The sequence below is a fragment of the Lysinibacillus sp. RU7 genome (genome assembly GCF_057837305.1).
Window position 1 is genome coordinate 71,638 of the sequence record NZ_JBYQFK010000005.1, and the last position, 24,970, is coordinate 96,607.

The 24,970-nt window shown below is 39.9% G+C and carries 25 protein-coding genes and 2 riboswitches; of the genes, 6 read left to right on the top strand and 19 right to left on the bottom strand.

Annotated elements, in window-relative coordinates:
- Window positions 1-179: 179 nt before the first annotated feature.
- A riboswitch (cobalamin riboswitch) is annotated at window positions 180-358 on the bottom strand.
- From AC3II9_RS05255 to cbiB, 18 genes are all read right to left on the bottom strand, one after another.
- Window positions 351-1,829, bottom strand: a complete 1,479-nt coding sequence (locus AC3II9_RS05255) for a cobyric acid synthase (RefSeq protein ID WP_489153735.1) — start codon at window positions 1,827-1,829, stop codon at window positions 351-353. (Overlaps the previous riboswitch by 8 nt.)
- Window positions 1,829-2,368, bottom strand: coding sequence for a cob(I)yrinic acid a,c-diamide adenosyltransferase (locus AC3II9_RS05260; protein ID WP_489153736.1), 540 nt, complete (start codon window positions 2,366-2,368; stop codon window positions 1,829-1,831). The genes AC3II9_RS05255 and AC3II9_RS05260 overlap by 1 nt, the downstream gene beginning before the upstream one ends.
- A 10-nt stretch (window positions 2,369-2,378) precedes the next feature.
- Window positions 2,379-2,939: a nitroreductase family protein gene (locus AC3II9_RS05265; protein ID WP_489153738.1), complete on the bottom strand. Its 561-nt coding sequence runs from the start codon at window positions 2,937-2,939 to the stop codon at window positions 2,379-2,381.
- On the bottom strand, window positions 2,936-3,697 hold the full coding sequence (gene cobA / locus AC3II9_RS05270; protein ID WP_489153934.1) for a uroporphyrinogen-III C-methyltransferase: 762 nt from the start codon (window positions 3,695-3,697) through the stop codon (window positions 2,936-2,938). Before cobA ends, AC3II9_RS05265 begins: the two co-directional genes overlap by 4 nt.
- Window positions 3,691-4,329, bottom strand: coding sequence for a precorrin-2 dehydrogenase/sirohydrochlorin ferrochelatase family protein (locus tag AC3II9_RS05275; RefSeq protein WP_489153740.1), 639 nt, complete (start codon window positions 4,327-4,329; stop codon window positions 3,691-3,693). Before AC3II9_RS05275 ends, cobA begins: the two co-directional genes overlap by 7 nt.
- Window positions 4,326-5,684, bottom strand: a complete 1,359-nt coding sequence (locus tag AC3II9_RS05280) for a cobyrinic acid a,c-diamide synthase CobB (RefSeq protein WP_489153742.1) — start codon at window positions 5,682-5,684, stop codon at window positions 4,326-4,328. The genes AC3II9_RS05275 and AC3II9_RS05280 overlap by 4 nt, the downstream gene beginning before the upstream one ends.
- A gap of 1 nt (window position 5,685) precedes the next feature.
- Window positions 5,686-6,816: a cobalt-precorrin 5A hydrolase gene (locus AC3II9_RS05285; RefSeq protein ID WP_489153744.1), complete on the bottom strand. Its 1,131-nt coding sequence runs from the start codon at window positions 6,814-6,816 to the stop codon at window positions 5,686-5,688.
- The gene (gene cobM, locus AC3II9_RS05290; protein ID WP_489153745.1) at window positions 6,813-7,589 is read right to left on the bottom strand and encodes a precorrin-4 C(11)-methyltransferase; all 777 of its coding nucleotides are present in this window, start codon (window positions 7,587-7,589) and stop codon (window positions 6,813-6,815) included. The genes AC3II9_RS05285 and cobM overlap by 4 nt, the downstream gene beginning before the upstream one ends.
- On the bottom strand, window positions 7,589-8,296 hold the full coding sequence (cobI, locus tag AC3II9_RS05295) for a precorrin-2 C(20)-methyltransferase (RefSeq protein WP_489153746.1): 708 nt from the start codon (window positions 8,294-8,296) through the stop codon (window positions 7,589-7,591). Before cobI ends, cobM begins: the two co-directional genes overlap by 1 nt.
- Window positions 8,293-9,492 (bottom strand): precorrin-6y C5,15-methyltransferase (decarboxylating) subunit CbiE, encoded by a 1,200-nt coding sequence (cbiE, locus tag AC3II9_RS05300; protein ID WP_489153936.1) that lies wholly within the window; start codon window positions 9,490-9,492, stop codon window positions 8,293-8,295. Before cbiE ends, cobI begins: the two co-directional genes overlap by 4 nt.
- On the bottom strand, window positions 9,467-10,609 hold the full coding sequence (locus AC3II9_RS05305) for a cobalt-precorrin-5B (C(1))-methyltransferase (protein WP_489153747.1): 1,143 nt from the start codon (window positions 10,607-10,609) through the stop codon (window positions 9,467-9,469). Before AC3II9_RS05305 ends, cbiE begins: the two co-directional genes overlap by 26 nt.
- Entirely contained in the window at window positions 10,584-11,249 is a 666-nt protein-coding gene (locus AC3II9_RS05310; protein ID WP_391372703.1) for a precorrin-8X methylmutase, read from the bottom strand. The genes AC3II9_RS05305 and AC3II9_RS05310 overlap by 26 nt, the downstream gene beginning before the upstream one ends.
- Before the next feature lie 8 nt (window positions 11,250-11,257).
- Window positions 11,258-12,031 carry a precorrin-6A reductase gene (gene cobK / locus AC3II9_RS05315; protein ID WP_489153748.1) on the bottom strand — a complete coding sequence of 258 codons (774 nt, stop codon included), beginning with the start codon at window positions 12,029-12,031 and terminating at the stop codon, window positions 11,258-11,260.
- A complete protein-coding gene (locus tag AC3II9_RS05320; protein WP_489153750.1) occupies window positions 12,028-12,996 on the bottom strand; it encodes a sirohydrochlorin chelatase in 969 nt (322 codons plus the stop codon). The genes cobK and AC3II9_RS05320 overlap by 4 nt, the downstream gene beginning before the upstream one ends.
- A 16-nt stretch (window positions 12,997-13,012) precedes the next feature.
- On the bottom strand, window positions 13,013-14,638 hold the full coding sequence (gene cobJ / locus AC3II9_RS05325; protein ID WP_489153751.1) for a precorrin-3B C(17)-methyltransferase: 1,626 nt from the start codon (window positions 14,636-14,638) through the stop codon (window positions 13,013-13,015).
- A gap of 418 nt (window positions 14,639-15,056) precedes the next feature.
- Window positions 15,057-15,237: riboswitch (cobalamin riboswitch) on the bottom strand.
- 41 nt (window positions 15,238-15,278) lie between these two features.
- Window positions 15,279-15,854, bottom strand: a complete 576-nt coding sequence (locus AC3II9_RS05330) for a histidine phosphatase family protein (RefSeq protein WP_489153753.1) — start codon at window positions 15,852-15,854, stop codon at window positions 15,279-15,281.
- A complete protein-coding gene (locus AC3II9_RS05335; RefSeq protein ID WP_489153754.1) occupies window positions 15,838-16,911 on the bottom strand; it encodes a pyridoxal phosphate-dependent aminotransferase in 1,074 nt (357 codons plus the stop codon). The genes AC3II9_RS05330 and AC3II9_RS05335 overlap by 17 nt, the downstream gene beginning before the upstream one ends.
- A complete protein-coding gene (gene cbiB / locus AC3II9_RS05340; RefSeq protein WP_489153756.1) occupies window positions 16,886-17,839 on the bottom strand; it encodes an adenosylcobinamide-phosphate synthase CbiB in 954 nt (317 codons plus the stop codon). Before cbiB ends, AC3II9_RS05335 begins: the two co-directional genes overlap by 26 nt.
- Window positions 17,840-18,101: 262 nt before the next feature.
- Here cbiB and AC3II9_RS05345 point away from each other — a divergent pair, with 262 nt between their 5' ends.
- Window positions 18,102-18,518 (top strand): pyrimidine dimer DNA glycosylase/endonuclease V, encoded by a 417-nt coding sequence (locus AC3II9_RS05345; RefSeq protein WP_489153757.1) that lies wholly within the window; start codon window positions 18,102-18,104, stop codon window positions 18,516-18,518.
- Between the two features lie 85 nt (window positions 18,519-18,603).
- Window positions 18,604-19,200, top strand: coding sequence for a DedA family protein (locus AC3II9_RS05350; protein WP_489153938.1), 597 nt, complete (start codon window positions 18,604-18,606; stop codon window positions 19,198-19,200).
- A 44-nt stretch (window positions 19,201-19,244) separates the two neighbouring features.
- Here the strand turns inward: AC3II9_RS05350 and AC3II9_RS05355 are convergent, their stop codons facing one another.
- Window positions 19,245-20,480 carry a helix-turn-helix domain-containing protein gene (locus AC3II9_RS05355; protein ID WP_489153759.1) on the bottom strand — a complete coding sequence of 412 codons (1,236 nt, stop codon included), beginning with the start codon at window positions 20,478-20,480 and terminating at the stop codon, window positions 19,245-19,247.
- Between the two features lie 241 nt (window positions 20,481-20,721).
- Here AC3II9_RS05355 and AC3II9_RS05360 point away from each other — a divergent pair, with 241 nt between their 5' ends.
- The 4 genes from AC3II9_RS05360 (at window position 20,722) to AC3II9_RS05375 (ending at window position 24,672) form a co-directional block, all read left to right on the top strand.
- Window positions 20,722-21,624, top strand: a complete 903-nt coding sequence (locus AC3II9_RS05360) for a polyprenyl synthetase family protein (protein ID WP_489153761.1) — start codon at window positions 20,722-20,724, stop codon at window positions 21,622-21,624.
- Window positions 21,625-21,633: 9 nt separating this feature from the next.
- Window positions 21,634-21,792: a competence pheromone ComX gene (gene comX / locus AC3II9_RS05365; RefSeq protein WP_489153763.1), complete on the top strand. Its 159-nt coding sequence runs from the start codon at window positions 21,634-21,636 to the stop codon at window positions 21,790-21,792.
- A gap of 854 nt (window positions 21,793-22,646) precedes the next feature.
- Window positions 22,647-24,080 (top strand): sensor histidine kinase, encoded by a 1,434-nt coding sequence (locus AC3II9_RS05370; protein ID WP_489153765.1) that lies wholly within the window; start codon window positions 22,647-22,649, stop codon window positions 24,078-24,080.
- Window positions 24,046-24,672: a response regulator gene (locus tag AC3II9_RS05375; RefSeq protein WP_489153767.1), complete on the top strand. Its 627-nt coding sequence runs from the start codon at window positions 24,046-24,048 to the stop codon at window positions 24,670-24,672. Before AC3II9_RS05370 ends, AC3II9_RS05375 begins: the two co-directional genes overlap by 35 nt.
- Window positions 24,673-24,970 lie beyond the last annotated feature (298 nt).

Sequence of the window (24,970 nt, forward strand, 5' to 3'; positions counted from 1 at the left end):
GGCCAGAAATTACTTTCGGGCCCCCCCTTCACTTCTTGATCACTACCTACTAAGAATTATTGCCCCTACGATGGTTACCACCATCCTCGTCGTAAAGGTAGCGTCTCAAATGTTTTCAGACGCCACCTTGAAAGCAAGCACTATCATATGTAGTACAATGCTTCCCATAATCCCGTGGGTACATTTCGTGTTCGTTTGGCAGGTCTCCTGACTTCACATCCTCACAAGACAAATCCCTTCCCGCATACGCAGTGGTGACGATTTGTTGCTCCGTTTTACAGTGGCGGGTACCGTGGTGAATTTGCATCACACTTCCCTATTAAGTAGTTCTCACTACACCAAACAACATGCTATGTAATTAATGTATATAAAAGCTCCATATTCAGGTGGCGACGCACGTGCACATCAAGCATTTCATAGGCTTGTTCGCGACGCTCTGCTTCGGATTGCACCGCTGTATCAATTGTTGCTAATCCTTTTTCAAGACGAATTCGATTAAAATAATTTCTTGTGAACTGTCGGTTATGGAAAATTCCATGCAAATACGTACCAATCATACGATCATCGTCACTTCTTACGCCATCTGTTCGACCGTCATGTAATTGTACAAAAGGTTTGACTAAATCGTTTGCTCGTGTACGCCCTAAATGAATTTCATAGCCTGTTACCTGTTCACCAGTAGACAGTTGGCCAGATACTTGAACCGTTTGTTTTTCTGCTACAAAAATCGTTTCTAACGGTACTAACCCTAGTGTTTTAGTCCGACCACCACTTGCTTCAATCGCTTCCTCATCAATTAATGTTTCCCCAAGCATTTGATAGCCACCACAAATGCCAAATATATACGTGCCCTTTTGTGCGTGTTGCTGAATCGCCTGTGCCAGTCCCGTTTTTTCCAGCCATTCATAATCTTCTACCGTATTTTTTGTCCCCGGTAAAATAATAACTGTTGGATTTTTCAGCTCTGCTACAGATTTGATAAAGCGTACACCTACTTGTGGCTCATCCATTAATGGATCGAGATCGGTAAAGTTCGAAATGCGCGGGAAACAAATAACCGCAACATCGATTGGAAACTCCTCAGCTTGTGGTTTTTTTAGTCGCAAGCTTGATAACGCCATCGAATCCTCTGCCTCGATTTGCACATCGATATGTGGAATTACACCAAGCACTGGAATATTCGTATATTCCTCTAACCACGTAATCCCGCTATCAAGTAGCTCCTTCATCCCTCGGAATTTATTAATAATAATGCCTTTTACACGCGCTCGCTCCGCCTCATCTAACAGCATCAACGTACCAACGATCGAAGCAAAAACACCACCTCGTTCAATATCTGCGACTAAAATAACGGCTGCATCTGTTTCATGTGCCATGCGCATATTCGCAATATCTCTTGCCTTTAAGTTAATTTCTGCGGGACTACCTGCGCCTTCAAGTACAAGCACATCATATTGTTGTGATAAACGTTGAAGGGATGATCTTACTAATGGCATCACTTCTTCAACAAATTGTTCGCGGTAGGAAACAGCGTCCATATTCGCAAAAGGCTTCCCATGTACAATGACCTCAGATACCATATCGCCCTTTGGCTTCAGTAATATCGGGTTCATATCCGTTGTTGCAATGGTACGTGCCGCCTCTGCCTGTACACCTTGCGCGCGTCCAATCTCGCCACCGTCTTCTGTAATATATGAGTTCAATGCCATATTTTGGGATTTAAACGGAGCCACTCTGTAGCCGTCGTTTGCTAAAATACGACATAAAGCTGTACAAATCACACTTTTCCCAACGTCTGAAGCCGTCCCTTGAACCATAATGGCCTTCATTAAAATTCAAGTCCTTTCACAGCAGACACATCTTGATCTGCGTAATAATGCTTCGTCGGTTCAATTGTCGACACTAAATCAGCTAACGCAATGATAGCTGGATTGGCAGAACGTCCCGTAATGACCAAATGCATATGGGGCGGACGGTTTTGAATCGCTTCTAACACTTCTGCTAAAGGGAGTACATCATCGATTGGGAATTTTGTAATGGCAAGTGCATTGTTTAATTCATCTAAAACAAGCAAATCAATTGATTCATCTTGTAGTGCTTTTTTCACTTTATTCCACGCTTTTTGCAGTGCAACACGATGTTCCTCTGGTGTTTTTGTCCACGTAAAACCGATACCTAGCTGTTCTGTTTCAACACCAAGCTTGCGGAGCGCCAGTTGCTCGCCGTATGTACGCTCCGGAGATTTAATAAATTGCAAGTACTTGACATTCATGCCTCGACCAATCGCACGTAATGTGACACCGAGCGAAGCAGTTGTTTTTCCTTTACCATCACCTGTATAAACTAGCACAAGTCCTCTTTTCGTCATGCCGCTCCCCCTATAACCACGTCGTCTTCTCGCTAAAATGTGAGCGTTTTTTCTCCGTTGTCGGTGTTTCTGCAGGATAACCGATAAATAACGTACCGATTACTTGTTGCTCCTCTGTCGCACCGATAAATTGGTGCATTCGCTCATCGTGAACAAGCCCTACACCACGTGTACGCCATACAAAGCCAAGTCCTAATTCCTCCGCTGCAAGCCACATGGACATAATGGCACTACAAACAGCAAACTCATTGTCCTTTGTAGCGCCTTCGTCTCCAGCAACTTTATCCGCCGTTACTACAATCACAAGTGGTGTCGTTTGAATCACTTCTAGTGAGCTTGTCACTAAATGAGGTTTCGTTGGGAAACGTTCCTGTAAATAGGCATTCGCCATTTCTTCATAACGCTTTAAGCTGTCACCCTGTAGTACATAAAAATGCCAAGGCTCACGCATACGGTCATTTGGCGCATACGTTGCTGCTTGCAATAATTGCTCAACTTTTTCACGCTCTACCGGCTTTTGTTCATATTGACGAATGGCACGGCGTTGCTTTAATTTTTCAAGCATTATCATTTGCTCAACACCCCTTCTTTAAACCATTCAATTTGCTCTCTTACTTTGACAACCTCACCGACTAAAATCATTGCTGGATTTACGATTTGCTCGTTTTGAATACAAGCCGTAATCGTTTCAAGTGTCGCCGTAAATGTACGCTGATCACTCGTTGTTCCCCATTCAATGACCGCAACCGGCATCGTTGGTGCTTTTCCATGGGCGATTAACTGTGCCGTAATATGCGCGATATTCCCGACACTCATATAGAACGCGATCGTATCGATGCCTTTTAAAGAAGCCCAATCTAAAAAATCTTGTCCCTTTTCTGCTCGTCCATGCCCTGTTACAATCGCAAAACTTGTCGCAAAATCGCGATGTGTCACTGGAATCCCTGCATAAGCTGGTGCTGCAATACCGGCTGTAATACCCGGTACGATTTCATATGGAACGCCAGCCTCTTTTAAAACAGCTGCTTCCTCTGCACCGCGACCAAATACAAACGGGTCTCCACCCTTCAAGCGCACAACACAGCGCCCCTTTAATCCTTCTTCTACAAGTAATTGATTAATTTCATCTTGGATAAGCCCATGTCTTCCTGGCTCTTTTCCGCAATAAATAAGGCGAGCAGTCGGTTTTGCATGCTTTAATAATTCTTTGTTGACTAGACGGTCGTAGGCAATTACATCTGCATGCTGAATACACTCTAAGCCGTATACAGTAATTAGCTTTGGATCACCTGGTCCTGCCCCAACAAGATAAACGATTCCACTCACAATGTTTTCTCCTCTTGCACTAGCTGTTGCAAAAATTGCTGACATTTTTCCGTGTCCCCTTGACGAATCCATTCCAACACTTCGGGTGTCAGCAATGCTTGTAACGCTTGTTTTTTGACTTCACGGTTTAGCGATTTTTCTAGCAAATCCAGGCGAGCTTCCTTTAAAAAAGTAACATAGTCTGCATACGATTCATCGTACACTTCGGCTAAGTCTTCCTTTACCTTTCTTGTTAACGAAGGGCTCGCACCAGAAGTAGATACCGTTAGCATAAATTCACCACGACGAACAACGGCCGGGTTAATAAAATCCACATGCCCTTTTGCATCTGCTCGGCTTAGTAATTGCCAATGCTGTGTAGCTTGTTCTACTGCATCATTGACTTCTTCGTTATTCGTTACAGCAAAAATCAACGCTGCCCCGTCTAAGTCGCTCGCCTCAAACACTTTTTCGTGCCAAGTCGCTACACCTTGCTCTATATAGGTTTGAATTTCTGGTACAATCGTTGGACTCACAATAACAATCTGTGCTTTTGTTGGTAGTAGCGATTGTAGCTTTTGTCTGGCTACATGACCACCACCAACAATCACGACTTTTTTATAATCAATATTTAAACAAATCGGATAGTAATTCATCGACAAGCCTCCTTACAAGCTGTTAACCAGTTGTCAATCAGCTGTGGATTCGACGCAAAATGAAAATGCGTATAACCCGCTACTAAATTTTTGTGTAAATAGCCTTCCTGCTGTGCTCGGAAGCGTCCCTTTGAAAAATAAGCCGGTGTTTCGCGATGACCATCGTATGTTGAATAATGGAATTCATGTCCTTTTGCTTGTTCCGCTTCACCAATTAAAAAGTTCCCTGCCACACCCGTAATTTCACGGTAACCTAGTGCCGCCAGCTTATCCTGCATGACGACCTGACCTGGGATAATGCCAAGCATCGGTACACGATGACCACTGCGTGTCACAATCGCCTCTGTACAATACATAAAGCCGCCGCATTCTGCTAATGTTGGCAGACCACTACGAATCGCTGCTCGAATCGATTCATTCGCTTCCGTGTTAGCTGCTAGCTGCTCAGCAAACTCCTCTGGGAAACCACCACCAATATACAAGCCTTGCGCTTCTGCTGGTACTGTTTCATTGGCAAGTGGGGAGAAGTAATGTAAGACCGCTCCGGCTGCCTCTAACAGCTCTAAATTTTCCTGATAATAAAAGTTAAATGCCGCATCTTTTGCTACTGCAAGATGGACTGCTTCTGTATGACGCTTTTCGAAAATTGTTGAAGTCGCTTCAAGCGGCTCTGCTTCTGTAATCGCTAATAATTGATCAAGATCAATAGTTTCCTCAATTTTTTGTGCAAGCTCAGCAAAATAATCATCAAGCTCCCCGCGTTCAATCGCTGGAATTAACCCTAAATGGCGGCTTGGGATTGTTGGTACAGCTCCTTTTAATAAGTAGCCAATTACCGGGACATCACACTCTTGCTCAATCGCCGCTTTTACGATATCAAAGTGACTTTTACTTCCTAACTTATTGGCAATCACACCCGCAATGTGCACGTTTTCATTTAATACTTGGAAGCCCTTCACAATAGCGGCAACACTTCGTGCCATGCTTGCGGCATTGACAATTAAAATAACCGGGCTATTTGTTAGCTGGCTAATTTCAGCCGTTGAGCCTGTATCAGCAAGTGGAGACTTCCCGTCGTAAAGCCCCATAACACCTTCAATGATTGCTACATCTGCATCTTTTGAGGCACGACTCACAATCGTTTGAACGATTTCATGCGACAACATCCAGCTATCAATATTACGCGATGGACGCTTCGTTACTGCAGTATGGTAAGACGGGTCGATATAATCCGGTCCACATTTAAACCCTTGTACACGAAGTCCTCTATCCATCAGTGCGCGCATAATCCCTATCGTAAGTGTTGTCTTTCCTACATCGCTTCCCGTACCTGCAATGACAAATCGATTACTCATGTTACTCCTCCTCAAATTGCAAACGTGCTACGGAAATGGTAGCGTTGCCGCTTTTCTTTTTCTGTAAGCATAATTCAGTCGTTTTTGCATAACGCATCGCTGCTGGCTCACTAACACCATATGCCCCTGTATATTTAAATACAGTTTCAGAGGGGCTTGGTAATGGCATTTCATTTAACTCTGCTGGTGTATATGTTACAAATTCCCAATCATACTTCGCAGTCACTTGTAAAAAGGCTTCTTCATCCTTTTTTAGATCAATTGTTGCTAATGCTTTGACACTTTTGATAGAAAGCTGAAGCTCATCTAGCGTTTGTAAAATAACCGACTCGATTTCTTCAAGTGACGTCCCACGGTTACAGCCCATCCCAAGAACAAGCGATTTCGGACGATAGATAACACCATTTTCAAGTAATACTTGCTCCTCTGCTGTCAATAAACGATCCGTAATAATTAAGCTAGCATTCGGCTTTGCATCGATCGCTTCTGCTATCGTGTCATATAAATGTAGATTGTCTGGCATTGGTGTATCATGCATCCACCAATCGCGCTCCCCTGTTTCTTGCACGATGGCAACAGGTTCCTCATTGACAACAGCCGCACTGACCGGTGTGAGCTTGTCCTCTGCATCCCACACCCAACTAAAACGGGCACCGAATAAATCAACCGGAATTGTTTTTTGAACGTCTGAAGCCGTTGTAACAATAGGACGTGCACCAATGGCTTTTGCTACCTCGTTCGTTAAGGCATTCGCTCCACCAATATGCCCCGATACTACACTAATGACATGCTCCCCCTTATCATCGATCACAAGTACAGCTGGATCTTGCTTTTTATCGACTAATAACGGGGCAATCATCCGCACAACCGCACCTAATGAAATGATTAAAATCATTCCTTTATACTGCTTAAAAAGAGCCGGGAATAGCATACGAACCGATCCGTTAAATAATTGAATACCGCGAATTTCCTCGTCTCCCTGCGCAAACTTCCCCATATAATACACATCTACATACGGGAACAACGCGGCATAGCGTCTTGCATTCGCTACGCCGTGTTTTGTAATCGCAACTAAGGCATATGGCTTTTTGACCGTGATTTCTGGCAGTACACCTTCTTGCAACTCAATCATTTTTTCACACCTTTTCGATAACCGTGTGTAAACGTTTCATCATACAATTTTGAACGGTATTCTTTTTCATGAATATTTGGATCAAGTGCCCAGCCTGCTAAAATCATCGCATGCTTGCGAATACCATTCACGCGCATCGCTTCATCTAATTCGATCAACGTTGTTCGAACAATCTTTTGATCTGGCCAAGAAGCACGTTGAATCACCGCAACCGGTGTATTGTCTGCCCAGCCTGCTGATTGCAATTCTTTGACAATTTTCTTCGTTAACGTCGCACTTAGGAACAACGCAATCGTACAATGATGGCTGGCTAATTTATGTAATTGCTCCATTTCTGGTACGGGTGTACGTCCCTCTGCTCGTGTTAAAATGAGCGTTTGTGTTAAGTCTGGAATCGTCAGCTCTGCTCCAACTGCTGCCGCTGACGCGAAAACCGAACTCACACCTGGTACGATTTCATAGCCAATCCCATGCTCTTTTAATAGCGCTACTTGCTCCATTGTGGCACCATACATTGCTGGGTCTCCTGTATGAAGACGCACAAGCATTTTACCTGCCTTCACACGTTCGACGATACAATCAACCATTTCCTGCAAATGCATACCTGCTGTCCGAATAATTTCAGCTCCTGGGTTTGCTTGTGCAATTAAATCCTCACTCACTAAAGAGTCCGTATACATGACGACATCGGCCTCTTTTAGTTTTTTCAAACCTTTTACCGTTATTAAATCCGGGTCTCCCGGTCCTGCTCCAACAATCCAAATCTTCTCCACTATTTACGCACCACCATACACGATAAATAATTTAATTCAGCCTCTGCTAAATCATCTAAATTCCAAATAATTTCCTCATCTGACGTTACCTTCGTCACAACATGTGCTCGGTCGTACAGCCCCATGTCTTTTAATAAAGCAAGCATTTCGTTTATTACTTTTGCTACTTTAATAAACACAATGGCATCATGATCTTCAATTGCCTTACGCATCGCATTCATATCATCATGCGCTGGAATCATCGCCACATGCTCATCACCATCCGCTAATGGAATACCTAAGCGATTAGCTGAACCATTAAAAGAAGAAATGCCTGGAATCGTTACAATTTGTACGTCCGGATGCATCGATTGCATCAGCTTCATTAAATGAATAAACGTACTAAATAGCATCGGATCTCCTTCTGTTACGAAAGCCACATCTTTTCCTTGTGCTAAATATTCATAAATCGTCTCAGCAGATTTTTTCCATTCGCGCGCTAAAACATCCTCATCTTTCGTCATTGGGAACACAAGACCAAGCATATCTTTTTCAGCTGGATTAATATACACATCAACAATGCGATGGGCATAGCTTTTACTACCTTTTAATTTTTTCGGGTACGCAATCACAGGACACTCCTGTAATAAACGGAATGCCTTTACTGTAATTAACTCTGGGTCTCCCGGTCCTACACCTAATCCGTATAACACACCTAAATTGCTCATTGTCCTGTTCCTTTCTTTGTTGCTGTAATAATAAAAATCGGATTTAGCGGCTCAAAGCGCGTCATATCTAAAATTGGCTTACTTCTCGCTAATTGTGCCTGTAAAATACTAACCTCACAATCTAGTGATTTTAGACATTCCACCGCTTTATATAAATTTTCGATCGTCGCCACATTCATAACAAAGTGACCGCCTTCTTTTAAGCGCTGGATACAAAGTGTTAGTAATTGTTCCATTTCGCCACCGTTCCCACCGATAAAGATGGCATCTGGATTCGGGAACTCCTCTAAACCATTTGGTGCCTTCCCTAACTTCGCCGTCACATCAACGCGGAATCGTTGCTGGTTAGCAAAGCAGTTTTCAAGGTCTGCTTCATTTTTTTCAATCGCATAAACGGCACCTTCTCGTGCAATTTTTGCTGCTTCAATCGCAACAGAACCTGTACACGTCCCAATATCCCACACAACACTATGCTTCGTGAGCTGCATCGCTTGCAAACTGAGCACGCGAATTTCTTTTTTCGTAATGAGTCCTTTATCCGGTTTACGCTGAATAAATAGTGCATCCTCAATCCCAAGTGCATACTGAGGTGGCTCTGCTATTTGACGTAAAATGACAACATTTAATGGAGAAAACGTTTGTTGCTCCATTTCATCTAAGGAATAAAAGCCACAACGTTCATTTACCCCTTCTAAATTTTCCGCAACAAACGCTTCATATTCAGTTAAGTTATAGTGCTTTAAATAGCTCGCAATACTGCTTGGCGTATTATGCTCATCCGTTAAAATTGCGACTTTTTTATAGCCATCAATTTTCTGCGCAAAGCCTTTAATAGAACGTCCATGCAAGCTTGTAATATACGCATCTTGCCACGATTCTTGCATACGAGAAAAGGCTAACTGAATAGAACTTGTATACGGATAAATTTCTAGTGGCAATTTCTTCGCTAACACACCACCAATGCCATAAAACAGCGGATCGCCCGATGCTAAAATCACAACCGAGCGAGTTTCTTCTATTAAATAGCTCGCAATTTTGGATAGTCCGCCTTTTAGGACTATTTTTTCTCCTTTATATTGCGGAAAGAAATCTAAATGGCGTTCACCGCCAACAAGCACTTCACTTTCTTCAATCCATTGTCTATATTGCGGTAATAACCCTTCAATGCCGTTATCCCCGATACCAATCATTTTCATTGATTTCATGTATATTTTCAGCCTTTCCTAAACATTCGCCCTTCATCGAATACAGGGACGTTGACACATTGATGTCACCCTTCACATGTGCAATGGCATGGTAGCAACAGTTTTTACAGAGTTCCTCAAAAAACTGTGGCACATCATGTTCTACCATCCACTCCCCTACTTGAGAGGCTGTATTTGCTTGCAATACTTCTTCCACCAAATCGGCTGGTGCACCAGCTTTCTGTGCAAGTTGCTGTAAAAACGAAAAGCTGACAGGTGCGCTTTTGGAATGTACCATCATCACGCCCTGTGCAACTTTCGAAAATTTCCCCATCATCCCAACGAGGGAGACATTCGGAATGCCTTGTTTTTTTATATGCTTTAACGTAAAGCCGACAAAGTCGCCCATTTCGATAAAGGCTTCTTCTGGTAAGTCCGGGTATTGCTGCATCGCATATTTTTCACTACGCCCGCCTGTCGTAATGACAAGATGATCACAGCCTGCCTCTTTCGCTACACTAATTGCCTGTACAATACTCGCCATATAGGCAGAGCTTGAAAATGGAACGACGGTACCTCTTGTCCCTAAAATCGAAATACCGCCGATAATGCCTAGGCGACCATTTAATGTTTTTTTAGCAATTTCCTCACCATCTGGCACTGAAATGACTGCCTCCACACCTTGTGTAAGACTATATTGCTCCTTCACTTCATCAATCACTTGATGGAGCATTTTACGTGGTACGGGATTAATCGCTGCTTCTCCTACTGGAACCGGTAACCCTGGCTTTGTCACACGCCCAACACCAATGCCACCATCAATCCGTATATCAGGCGTATTTAATAAACGGACCGTACTTTGAATGCGTGCCTTATGTGTTGCATCTGGATCATCCCCTGCATCCTTAATCGTTTCACACATCACCGCATTTTCCGTTACTTGAAAAGACTCTACTTGAAATGTTGCAAATTGACCGACTGGCAAATAAATCGTTACTTGCTCTGGTACTTCCTTTGTAATGAGCGCAAGTAATGCTGCTTTTGTCATCGCGGTTGCACAAGCCCCTGTCGTGTAGCCATGACGCATCTCAGAAGGGTCTTTTTTACTTTTCTTGTTTTGCACGTTCATCTGCTAAAATCGAGATGGCATTTAGTGCGGCTACTGTTACCGTACTGCCACCTTTACGTCCTACGTTTGTAATAAATGGAATCCCCTTTAATAAAGCTAACTCTTCTTTCGATTCAGCCGCGGATACAAATCCAACCGGCATCCCGATAATTAAATCTGGTTTTGCAATCCCTTCTTTAATTAAACGAATTAGTTCAAGCAACGCTGTCGGTGCATTCCCAATCGCATAAATACCGCCTTCATGCTCACGAACCGCTTTTTGCATCGAAATAATTGCACGTGTTGTTCCTTGTTTTTTTGCTTCTTCCCATACGTCTGGGTCTGCGATGTAGCAGTGTAAATCGCCGCCATGCTTTTGGAAACGCTTGCGACCTGCACCACTTTCAATCATTTGTACATCTGCAATGACGTGCTTTCCACTTAAAATTGCTTGAACGCCCGCTTCTATTGCGTCCTCTGTAAACATGACGCTACGTCCTAATTCAAAATCTGCTGACGCGTGGATCACACGGCGTACAACCATCCACTGCTCATCTGTGAAAGGATGCTCGCCCATTTCTTCTTTAATAATCGAAAAACTATAATCGTAAATTTTATCTGGATCTACTGTTAACGGTGTAAATGCTGTATTAAAATTCATATTGGCTGTCATTGTTTATTTCCTCCTAATTGTTGGATTGCTTGCTCTACTCCCTCAAACGTTGCATACACTTCTCCGTAAGCAATTTGAGGGCGTTTAATTAAAATAATTTCGATGTTCAAATCGAGCGCCGCTTCAATCTTTTCGTCGACTGAGCCGACTTTTCCACTTTCTTTTGTCACCATTAATGTAACACCGTATTGCTCATACAATGCAGCATTTAATTGTTTCGAAAAAGGCCCTTGAATCGCAATAATGTCCTTTTGCACTACACCTAACGCATCGCATTTCTCCATATTTTCTTTATTCGGCAGCATACGAGCTAATAAGCGAATACGCTCATCGCCTAATAAATGCTTCGTAAACGTAGCAAGTGTTTTACTACCCGTCGTTAGCATAATCGTGCCGCCTTTTTGTTTCGCTAACAGGGCGGCCTCCTCATACGTATCAACCGCTGAAATGAGTGGATGATCATATTGTTCATTCCGTCGTTCATACCGAATATAAGGAATATTAAGAATGTTCGAAGCAGCAATGGCTTCTTTTGATGCTTCTTCTGCAAATGGATGACTGGCATCGACAATTTTATTACAACCTAACTTTTGACAAAGCTCTACCATTTGCAGTGAATTTAAACGTCCTATATGATGCGAAATATTTGCTTCCTTTAAGCTACTAGCTGCTGATTCTGTTACGACAGTCGCGATTAACGAATGCCCCTTGTCCTGCAAGCGAATGGCTAACTCTCTCGCATCACTTGTACCTGCTAACATGAAAATCATGTTGTATGCTCCACCTTTCCATCATGTGCATGGCTGTGGTGATGATGATGGTCGTGGTCATGATCGTGATGATGGTCATCATGAGCATGAGGACAGTTGTAACAACGCTCCGGTGTATGACAACGCACATGGCAGTCAAAGCAATGGCGATGAATCGGTCCATGTTCTGCTACATAAGCACGATACTTTTCCATATCTTGTTCGCCTGTTGAGCGCCCTTCTACTGCATCCATTGCACGTTGCTTTAAAATTTCCTGTAACGTTGGGTGATAGCCAAAATACTTCGCTAGTACAAACTCATGTTCAGGATATTGCTCGCTGTACTGCTGTAACATCTTATCCATACGCTCCATTAGTACACCCGTAAATAAAAAGTACGGTAGCATGATTACTTTTTTCGCACCAAGTTGAATGCAACGTTTGATACCTTCATCAACGCGTGGTTTTGTGACACCCATAAATGCGCTTTCGACCCATTTCACCTGCAGCTTCTCCCACAGTAAACGAGTAATTTTATAAAAATCACTGTTCGCCTCTGCGTCACTGCCGCCACGCCCGATAAGTAAAATCGCTGTATCGTCATGTTTAGCAGATGTATCGATTCCTACTTCCTGCAAGCGATCTATTAAAATATCAAACACTTGTGGATGCACACTAATCGTTTCGCCATATGTAAATTTCACATTTGGATACTTTTCGATTGCATCTTGAATTTCTGCCGGGATATGTAGTTTAGAATGACCCGCATGCAATAAAATGATGGGTACTACATATACTTCTTTCGCACCTTTTTGAATACATGCTTCAATTCCTTCTGGTATCGAAGGTCGTGATAACTCCAAGAAGCATGTTTCCACTAAAAATTGATCCTCTAAGTCTGGGCGAATTTTGTCTACAAAGCGCTGGATTTCCTCATTCCCTGTTGCTAATCGGCTTCCATGCCCTACAAATAAAATGGATTTCATTTCAGTCTCCCTTTCGTTAATCACCACAAGGAGCTGGCTCTACTTCAATTTTGCAGCTCATATCGTGATATGTATAATGCAATATTTTTTTCACACGTTTGAAGTACTTGAACAAGCGCTCGTTCGGATGTGCATGCTGCTTATATTCTTCGATGATTTTCGTTAATAGCGGTACTAGTTCCTCCGGTTCAAGCCCCTCTGCAACCGGCTGTGCTGCATGAGCTGTTCGTCCAACCGGCTTTGCCCCGATAAATAAATCAAATTTCTTCTTGCGATACACAATGCCGATATCATCAAAAACAGCGCGGTAGCAAGCCATTCCACATCCATTAAAGCCAACATGCAATTCCTTCGGTAGCTTCATCCCACCAAGCGTCTGCGCAATTTCCTCTGCATATGGAATGGACTCTGCTTTTTCCCCATAGCAAAAATCACACGCCTTTACATTGAGCACATCGCCAATCGGTAAAACAAGTAAACCTGCCTCACGTAAACGAGCAACGAGCTCATTTGGCTGCTCAGTTGGCACTTTCACCAGCATGCGATGCTCCGGTGTATATTCAAGCGTCCCTTGTTCGCCAACAATTTCTGCTAACAGCATCATTTGCTGTGGTGTTAGCATTTTATTCGCTACACCTGGACTAACAGCAAATTCAAAAATTGACTCTACTTTTTGTTGCACTAATACAGATGGTTCACCACCGGCAAGCTTTAGTGCCATCTGTGCCATTTCCAATGTACTTTTTTTAGGCTTTTCTGGAGCAGGCACCGTTATTTTTTCAAAACCCGTTTGTGCTTCACCTGTTTGCTGATCTAGCGCCCACGGTTCATTTTCTTTTCGTAAACGCTGATGTGGTTTCAACGGTTGTACATCTTCACCTAATGTATATTTACGCTGGTAACCACGTGGCGTAATAATTTTATTATCGTAGAAGAATGTCGATGAATTGCCGACTACTACTGTTGTAAGCATGCCGATATCATGCTCTAGCATTTCAGCAAGCGTTGTTAGCACAATATTCTGACTTTCACGGTAAGCACTTTTCACTAAGCCTACTGGTGTTGCAGGTGAACGATATTTTAATAAAATCCGTTGTGCCTCGACAATTTGTCTTGTACGACGTCCGCTTTTTGGATTGTAAAAGGCAACGACAAAATCAGCCATTGCTGCTGCTTCAATACGTTTTTCAATGACTGTCCATGGTGTTAAGTGGTCACTTAAGCTAATCGTACAGGCATCGTGCATAACCGGGGCACCAAGCAAGCTTGCACACGAGTTAATCGCTGAAATGCCAGGGACCACTTCTACTGCTATGCCGTCTTTTTCTGTCCAGCCAAGCTCGATGAGTACCTCATATACAAGTCCAGCCATGCCGTATACACCAGCATCTCCACTTGAAATAACTGATACAATATGACCTGCCTCTGCTTGTCGCACCGCCTCCTGTGCACGTGAAACCTCTTCTGTCATACCTGTACTTACGATGGATTTCGCGGTTACTAAATGCTCAATCAGTTCTACATATGTTTTATAGCCAATAATATAATCACTCTGTTTTAATGCATCCACTGCACGTTTTGTAATATGCTCATAATCGCCAGGACCAAAGCCAACGACGAATATTTTCCCTTTCTTCAACATGTCCCCTCCAATAAAAAAGCCTATCTCACCTATGCCTCTCTCAGCGAAAAGTGAGTTTTGCATCATAAAGCAGGTAGCCCAGTTTGACAGATGAATACTTTATGATGCTGCTTTTATCTAATTTTAATTTTCTTATGCAGATGTCCATAAAGCTGATCCTGTCCTATCTGCTAAAAAAGGTGGTGTATGAGAACACCACGCTTTTTACTGACTCATTAACATATCGGCATTATGCGATGAGCTGCTTCTGTCAAACGGAGGAAGATACAATAAAAATGCGTCTAGCTAGGCATTGTCCACATGTCATAAGTGTGACGCTATTTTTATTCAAAATAAAAAAGCTACCTTACAATGAGGTAGCTTGAAATGGAAACGTCAAAAAAGAACCCGCCTCCATTTCCTATCCCCCGAAGAAATGTACAGTCGTCTAGGTAGGCAGGTCTCCTGGCTTCGCTTCATCCTTTGACGTTCCTTCCCATACAAGCGTACAGTGGATTTTTCGTCATCGTCAGCGTTTACAGTTGCGGGGACAGCGACGGATTTACACCGTTCTTCCCTTTTAAACTACATATAGTAGTACCTTAGCTAGAACTAATACAATATATTGTTTTATCTTAACAGATTTTAGTATAGCATGTCTTTAAATTTTCTGTAAAGTTATTTTTTCCAAATACCACTCTTCCTCATCTAAATACAAAGAAATAAAGTCCCCACCTGAAAGCATTCCCTTTTGCCATAATGTCGCCAGTGAACGCTTTTCGATTGCCCATTGTAAACAGGCAATGGCTACACCGTGGGAAACAACCGCAATCTGTTGCTGTGGGATTTCTTTGATGGTTTGTAAAAAGGCGAGTAGCCGATTTGCCACTTGCTCAAACGATTCTTGTGAGTCTGCAACAAATTTTTCAGGTGCTTCGCTGTAGTACTGATAATTTACTTGTTGCTTAAGATGTTCGATTGGTTGTCCTTGCCAATCCCCCAAATAAATTTCACGAAGACGTGCATCTGTATGAATCTCCATATTCGGAAACATCCATTTAGCAGTTGAAATAGCACGTTTTAAGTCACTTGCATAGACGATATCAGGTTGCCAGTCCACATCTAGTGCTTGTTGTTTGCCATATTTCGTTAAAGGCGAATCAAGCCAACCTTGTAATACCCCTTGCTTATTCCACTCTGTTTCACCATGGCGATAAATTCTAATTGTTTTGCACATAATCAGTAAATACTTGCATAAACGATTTCATTTTTTCAGGCTCCTTCATCGCGAGACGGAACCACTGTCCGTCTAGACCTACATAATTCTTCGTATGACGAAGGACAATTCCCGCTGACAAAAGCGTTTTAAAAAAATGGTCTGGGTTGTATGGCTCCGGCAATTGAAACAACAAAAAATTGGCCGTGCTATTCGATACTTCGCATGCATAATCTTTCAAAAAGTTTGTCATTTCTTCCCGCATTTGTGCACTACTTTTTCTCGCTTGTGCCACATACTGGTCCTCCTCTAAGCAAAGGCAACCTACCTGATTCGCTACTCCACTCACATTCCAATGGGGAAAAAAGCCTGCAAGCATCGGCGCTTTTTGACTAACTATATAACCAAGCCGAATCCCTGCTAGTGCATACATTTTCGTCATAGAGCGCAACACAATTAAATTCTCATACTTTTCAACAAGTGGAATGACGCTTTCTACTTCATCTGTCCAATCCATAAAAGCCTCGTCAACAACTAACATACAATTTACTTTTCGCCCATGTTCAAGTAACTGTTGAATTTGTAATTTTGTTGTCAGTGCACCTGTTGGATTATTTGGATTACATAAGTACACTGCATCAAGCGTATGCATCGCTTCCTTCACTTGCTCTATTGAAAATCTATATGTACAAATATCCTCTACCACAATCGACTGAACCGATACTTGCTCTTGCAGTAAAGTCCGTCTATATTCAGAAAAGGACGGCTCAATTACTCCTACTGTTCCTCCGTTAAAATAACGAGCTAACACCATTAAACATTCTGCTGCCCCATTGCCAACAATGATGTGCTCAGGCTTGACGTCATGGAACGCTGCAACCTTTGAACGAAATGGCTCCGCTTGTTCATTTGGATATATCGTAATGTGATTGATTAATGATGGCCATGCGTGCTGTACACTTAGCGGGACACCTGCTGGATTGACATTTTCACTTAAATCAATGACCTTATTTGGCATTTGTATATGAAGCCCCTTATACAGAGCATCTGCATTAGCTCCATGTGCTGGATATTGCAATGATAATCCCTCCTACTACAACTAAAAAATATAATGTGACGATATACATGTGTTGAATGGACTGGACAATATGACCCCGATGCATCTCAAAAACGAGCTGTCCCATATACGCACGAAATGATTTTTTGCCGCCATATACATTTTCACCGCCGAGACGAATACCAAGCTGCACAGCCGTCGCTGCCTCTAAATAGCCGCTGTTTGGACTTGGGTGTTTCCTAGCATCCCCTATCCACTGTGCAAATCGATCTGTAAATGGCTGTTGAACAACTGATTTTGTGCCAATAAGCAATAAAAAGCCTGTAATGCGGCTCGGAATGAAATTAGCGACATCGTCTAACTTTGCTGCGACAAAGCCAAAATCATGATAACGCTCATTTTTGTAGGCAATCATGGAATCGAGTGTATTAATGGCCTTATACACCCATGCCCCTGTCGCCCCAAAGAACAGCGCGTAAAATAATGGGGCTGTTACACCATCACTCGTATTTTCAGACACCGTTTCCACAACGCCCCGTACAATTTCACTTTCGTCTAAATGCCCCGTATCTCGTCCAACAATCCAGCTGAGCTTTTCGCGCGCTTCTTTGAAATCTTGCTGTTCTAATGCCCGGTATACAAGTATCGCAGCCTCCTCTAAGCTTTTTTGTGCTAGGGCTAAACTAATGAGTATAACCTCTACTGCAATACCAAATGCCCAGTGAACAGCGTAACTGAGCCAAACAATGCCCCCTACAACAAAACCCGTTGTTAAAACGGTTACGATGACCGCACAGAAACCTTTATATTTCCGCGCATTTCCCGTATTCCAATGTTTTTCTAAAAAAGCGATTAACCGGCCAATCCATATAACTGGATGTGTCCACTTTTTCGGATCCCCAAATACCCGGTCTACTATTACGGCCATTATACCTATCACAACCGTCACAAAAACATCACCTACTTCTCGATAAATATCATCACTATACTATAGATTACATCATTTTTGTATATCATTTGTGTGAAGAAGAAACTGTAAGGAGCGAAAGAAGCGATTAATGTTGGCGCATTAAAAAGCAATTTACCTACTTATCATGTGGACATTCACAAGCAGTTATTTCCATTTATATAGTGTTGAATATACAAGGAAAATGTTTATAATAGTTGCTATTGAATAGTTCATTTTTCTTCAGTCTAAAGGAGGTTTAAATATGCGCTTATGGCATCAAGATATGATGGATCTTCTACCAAAATCGCAGCTTCTTGCCCAATGGCGGGAACTAAATAGTATTTTCGCCAAAGAAGATCGACACATTTTAATTAACTATATTTATGAATACTCTAAAGAACATCTGTACGCTTACACACAACTCGTTTTACAGGAAATGAGTAAGCGTGCGATTAAAATACGCACCGTTGATAAAATGAATCATTACTTTCAAGACATTGACACAACAGTAAAAATTGAAAAACCATTTCACAATCATCATAACGATACTTATTTTGAAATATGTTATTTTAACTTGAAAGAAAAATATTTACGTGGACAAAAAGACTTTGAAGAATCACGTTTTCAAGAGCTCGATACACGATACAAATCTGTTCAAGCAAGAAAAGACATGGTATGATGAAACTTTAGGACAAGTATTTCGTCGTAAGGGATAGTCTATGTTTTGGAGTTGATTGAATTTGTTAGATGCAATCGTTATGCCAATGATTGAATTTTTTAAAGGGTTAGGCTACTTCGGTGTGCTTTTAGCGCTTTGTTTTGAATTTATTCCTGCTGAAGCGGTGTTGCCACTTGCTGGATACTGGATTTCACAAGGGGAATTCAACTATTATTTAATGGTACTTGCCGGTACAGTCGGTGGTACAATTGGCCCAATTACACTATATGCACTTGGTCGTTATGGGGGCCGTCCACTTGTTTTAAAGTACGGTAAATATTTTTTAGTTAATGAGAAACAAGTAAACGCAGCAGATAAATTTTTTGCCAAATACGGTGCAGGGGTTGCTTTCTTCGGTCGCTTTATGCCCGTTGTCCGTACCGCGATTTCGGTACCATGTGGCATGGCGAAAATGTCACTTACGAAATTCTCCGTCTATACATTTTGTGCTATGTTACCTATCACAGCCCTTTACGTTTATTTAGGGGTAAAGCTCGGGGAAAATTGGGAACAAGCAGGACCATTATTTAAACAATATTTACAACCTTTCGTTCTTGCAATTGTTGTATTAGCTGCTATATACGGTGTCTATAAATATCGTCAAAAACTATTAGAACGCCGACTCAATATGAAAGACAAATAAACAAAAGCCTCCCTGGACATACAGTGCAGTGGAGGCTTGTTTCATTAGGTCATAATTTCTTCATATGTTTGGCGAATAAAGTCCGTGTAGTATGTGGATGCAAATGATTCCACACTTTTTTCCGCATATAAAATATCGCGTTTTGCTGATTCTATATCGCCAAGCTTTTTATACATTAACGCCCGGTATGCAACAAAGCGATAAAATATCGCTAAATCAACCGGATGCTTTAAATAGTTAGGTGCTTTAATTGCTTCACAAATAGCTAAAGCTTGTTCATATTTTTCTAGATGATACAGTGCAATCGCTTCTTCCATTTGGAAAAGATCTTTCGTTTCATGGATAGACACATCTCGTTGTGAATAGATTTCTTCATTTAATATAATTAGCACTTGCTCATAATTTTTCTCTACAACGCTTATATAATGCACTTTGCAAAATAAATAATAAAAAGCCTTTTCATTGTCTTCCGCAAGTTCTGTCATTAGTTGCACCTTTTTAAAATACTGCTTACTCACTTCAAATTCATGGTCACATATTGCCTGTATAAATAGCAAGCGATAAAAATCGTCCATACGGTAGTAAATTTTCTTTTTTTCCGCAATTTGAAGCATCTTTTCTTTATACAATAAACCGTTTTTCACATCATTTACTGCATAGTACATAACCGTTAAGTTGTAAAATAAGCTGATTCGACTAATATCATCCAAAATGAACCAATACGGCTCGATTCGTTTTTCCCCTTGCTTTAACATATCCAGTGCCTTTTCATAATCTTTTCTTTCAAAGGCATACCAACATAAAAAGTTATAACAGCTAAGTAAACGGCTATACGCATGTACACCTTCATACCAGTTCATAACGTCATACAATGCTTGTTCATCTAGCTTGTTATGGATAAGCGTCAAGGAAATTAAATAGATTTCTTTTAGTCTTATATGTTCATATCGATCTGTTTGCAATTTATCTACAATAGGATTAATTTTATCAATTATGATTTGTGCACGCACTTTATCATCTGGATGATCATTTAATTGGATACGCATTTCTTCCACTTCTAACATTAACTCTTTAAATGACTCAATTTCTTCACCAAGTAAGGCCGAAACATCTACTTGAAGCTGCTGTGCGATATAATGCAAACTTTCCATAGAAGGCTGTGCTTTTCCATTCTCAATTAAACTAAGCATTCCCTTCGTTAAACGCTCCCCTGCTAACTGTGCAAGCGTTAATTTGCGTTGTTTTCGCAGTTGGCGAATGCGACTCCCTAAATCTTGCATATCACAACCTACTTTCATTATCCTTTAAAAACATTAAACAATTTTTAACGAAAGAATTCAATTAGGAGACATTACATTTTAACAAGGTTAAACAAAATAGATCCGACATCTATAGTGTTTAGCGGTTCTTATTATGTTACTTATGTGAATGGATTAGGAATAATTTGCATTAAACAGAAATTTATATGGAAATTTTATGTTATTTTATATATTATATCCATTAAGGGGGTGGTTCAAGAAATTGGAGGAATTAAATAAAGAGATTAGTATTTTTTTAGACGAAATCATTGCTACTGAGGAATTAATTGGAGATGAATTAAGAAGTATACTACAAAGCTTTAAAAATGAAAAAGAGACATTGGGATTTCACTTTGGCACTTTGTGTATCATTCATTATGAAGAGTATGCAGATCACTTTAACCAAGATATTTACAAAATAGCTGCTGCAATTGAACTGCTTATTTTATCGTTTGATATTATTGACGACTTACAAGATGGCGATAGTAATTATTTATGGGTAAAAACACCTGAATTATCGCTAAATGCAGTTTTAGCCATGATGATGATAGCGTTTAAAATACTACGTCAAAGTCATTTTGAACATCGAGAGCTCGCCTTACAAATAATTGAAGAATACACTTTACTCAGTATCAATGGTCAACAACTAGATTTACTGAATGTTTGTCAAGATGAATCTTCTTATTTACAAATGATTGAGCAAAAATCTGGTTCTCTTACGGCGATGAGTTGCTTAGTAGGTGTCACTCTTGCTTGTGGAGAAAAATCTGTACAAGTTGAACAATATGCAAAATCTATCGGTGTCGTACAGCAAATTAAAAATGATATTCAAGATTTAAAAGAATGGGATAATAAAAATGATTTGTTAAATAGGAAATATTCGTTACCTATTATTTATCTTTTTTCGTTGAAGAATGATATTTCGGAAGAGATAAAAAAATATTACGATCGTCAAGAAGAAATCATTTTAGCAAAACCAAATATCATCGAAGCACTAACAAATAGTGGTGCAATCCGCTATGCTCTTGCGATTAAAAATCTATACCGAAATCAAGCATTAAACATGATTCAAAACAGCCATATGAATGTAGCAAATAAAGAATATTTTAAAAAAATAATGAAATGAGGAAAAGCCATGATTAAAATGATTCAATTTTTACAAGAAAATGCAAATATTGTAGAGTTACTAAAAGAGAAGAAAGTTTCTTTAGTAGGCGTTACTGAAACGGAAACACAAGCTATGTTAGAGGCTTTTAATGAAGATGTATGCGCCAAAAGTGGATATTGGCAATAGTTTCTTTAAAACGTAATTCATTTTGGTTTTTAATCTTTATATATTCAATTTTAGGATTACATGTATTATCTGTTTCTTATATAGACCCCTTTCTAGATATTGAAGTCGAAGAAGAAAATCAAAAATGGAAAATTAAATCTATACCTTACGAAGAATGGGCACATAATGAACAAATTTCTATTGGGGATATTGTAGTAAAAATAGATGGGATCCCTATACACGATATATCCCAGATACAGTATGATCCAACAATTCGAAGAGCAACTGAATTATCCATTTTAAAATCGGATGGTTCTCTATTAACTATTGATATTCAACATACGGATATACCTCAACAATTTTATATGCTTTTTGTATTTCCGAGTATTTATTTCTTATTAGCATTATGTGTCTCATTTTATTTGTACTATTTTAAAAGACATGTACCATATGTAGACTTTCTAATTTATTTTATTCTTATCGTATCCTTAGCCTATATTAGCAGCGGCGCCTCTGCAAAATTAGACAGCACCGGGATTATTGTAAATAGTAGTTGCTTACTTCTTTGTCTTGTTTTATTGCTAAATTTTCTAAAACATTACTTTTTATTTTTAAACATTAAATGGCCATTCATTCAAAATACGAACTTTTTATACATAATCCCTTTGTTGTCTACTTTTTTGGGAATAATAAGACTGTTCTATCCATCATTTGGTTCAATTAGTCCTCTTATTATTCTTGCTCTATTTATATCTTTACTTTTAGTTATTTTATTTATTTTAACCTACAGCTATATTCAGTATAAATCCGCATCGCTAAAAATATTATTTCTAGGTTTGGTTGTACCACTTTTACCATTCCTAGTGCTTTTTGTATTGCCAGAAGTTTTATTTAAACAATCGATTGTTAATGCTGATATTTGTGCTTTGTTCTTACTATTGATCCCATTCAATATTACTTTTATACAACTAACCGAGCGTTTATTTGACATTGTTTATCACATTTCGCGTTTCCGTTATTATTTTACTCTCGCATTATTTATCACATGTTGGTTAACTGGAGGTATTTATTTAATTACAGATATAGCATTCACTAAACTATTTGAGATTACTCTGCTCCTACTCACTTCAATCACTATTTTCTTATACATTAAAGAAAAAATTGATTATCGTGGTCGTAAAATATTATTTTCTACTAAAGGAGATCACATTCATAAGCTATATCAAACGATCCAGACACTCGGAAAATCCCATCGTGTAGAGCCAATGCTAAAGTTGTTAACAGAAGAAATCGTCTATCATTTAGAAGTAAAACAAGTCGCCGTCATCACATACGATTTTACAACAGGGCAGATAACATCTACAAATGACCATCTTACTTTAATAGATGACTTATCATTTCAGAAGCTACGTCTTGGTGAAATCATAAGAAAAGAACATGTGTATTTAGCTTTAATTCATCAAGATACTCACTGTAAAAGATGGCTAATTATTAACCATGAGCAGACGATTCGCTTAAGAGCAGATGAATTGTTATGGCTAGAACTGTTACTTACATATACGAATACTTTTATTGAAAGTACTAAAGTAATTGAAGAACTAGTAGATGAACTACAACAACTACGGCAAATAGATGGAAAAGAACCAACATGGCTCAAAAAATTAGTGTGGATAAGAGTAGATGATGAAAAATTTCAGTTAGCACAAGAATTACATGACACTGTTTTACAGGAGCATTTGCATATCGCCAGACAAGTAGATGGATTGATCTATGAAACGGATTCATTAGTTGTTCAGTCAAAATTAAAAAATCTACACGAACAAATGGTTATATCCATCCATAGCTTAAGAGCATATTGCGAAACATTAAAGCCTCCACTATTAGCCAATATGGGGTTAAATGCTGCACTTGAAAGGCTTAGCGAGCGAACAGCGAAACGAGCGAGTTTCACACTAACCACACAGTTTGACCGATTGTATTTAGAAGATGAGCAATTAACTTTAGTCATTTATCGGATTGTACAAGAGCTATTAAATAACGCGTTAAAACATTCGCAGGCACAAATTGTCGAACTCTATCTTCAAGAACTAGATAATGGATTTGAATTAATCTATCGTGATAACGGGATCGGTTGTAACTTATCAGACATTTGGCATGGTGAATCAATGGGGTTACAAGGTGTGCAAGAAAGGGTAGAAGCTTTTAACGGACATATGACAATTGATTCTAATATGAATGAAGGCATGTCTATTCACATTAAAATCATTGAAAGAAGTGACGTACTTGATTTCAGTATTAATAGTAGATGACCATCCTATTGTTTTACAAGGTTCCAAAAGTTTGTTTCAAGGATTAAATGATGTATTTATTGAAACAGAAGAGAATGCAGCAAAAGTTCTCAGCAGAATGGAGAATACCCATTTTGATGTATTTTTAATCGATGTAAATATGGCGATTCAAGATGGCATTTCCCTAGCGGCAGATATTAAAGCGGCGCAAGAAAATGCACGCATCATTTTATATACAGGTGATGATATCCAATCTTATTATCCATTACTTATAGAAAAAAAAATTGATGGCATTTTATCTAAAACCGCTTCTCAAGAAAAAGTTATCCAAACCATTCGTTCAATTATGAATGGAGATTTAGTTTTATCTACTGATTTTATTGATTATATTACAAATAGAATGGTCGATAAATATGATAATCTCAAGTTAACCAATAAAGAAAAACAACTTATGCTCATGCTTATACAAGGCGATACAAATAAGATGATAGCCGATAAACTTTGTGTCACCCAACGTACCGTTGAACGTTATTTAACACAGCTCTTTACATTATTGGATGTCCCCTCTCGCCTAGAAGCGATTGAACTAGTAAAAGAAAAGAACTTACTATAAGTTTCCTATTACTATAAAACTAGTACCTGTCTATCTTAATAGCAGGTACTAGTTTTTTTATAGACAGGTATAACGAATAGATATCCATTATATAATATCGCTCAATTGTCGGTATACCGACAGAAAAATTGTCGGTTGTAATGTCGGTATATCGAGTGCTAGGATTGAGATAACTTACTAAAAGTTATTATTGTTATAGCATACACTATGAATAAGATTCACTTTAGGGAAGCCAGTAAATATTTAAACTAGTTGCGTCACTTAGAATATCATGAAGAACACTTTATAAAGGAGCAAT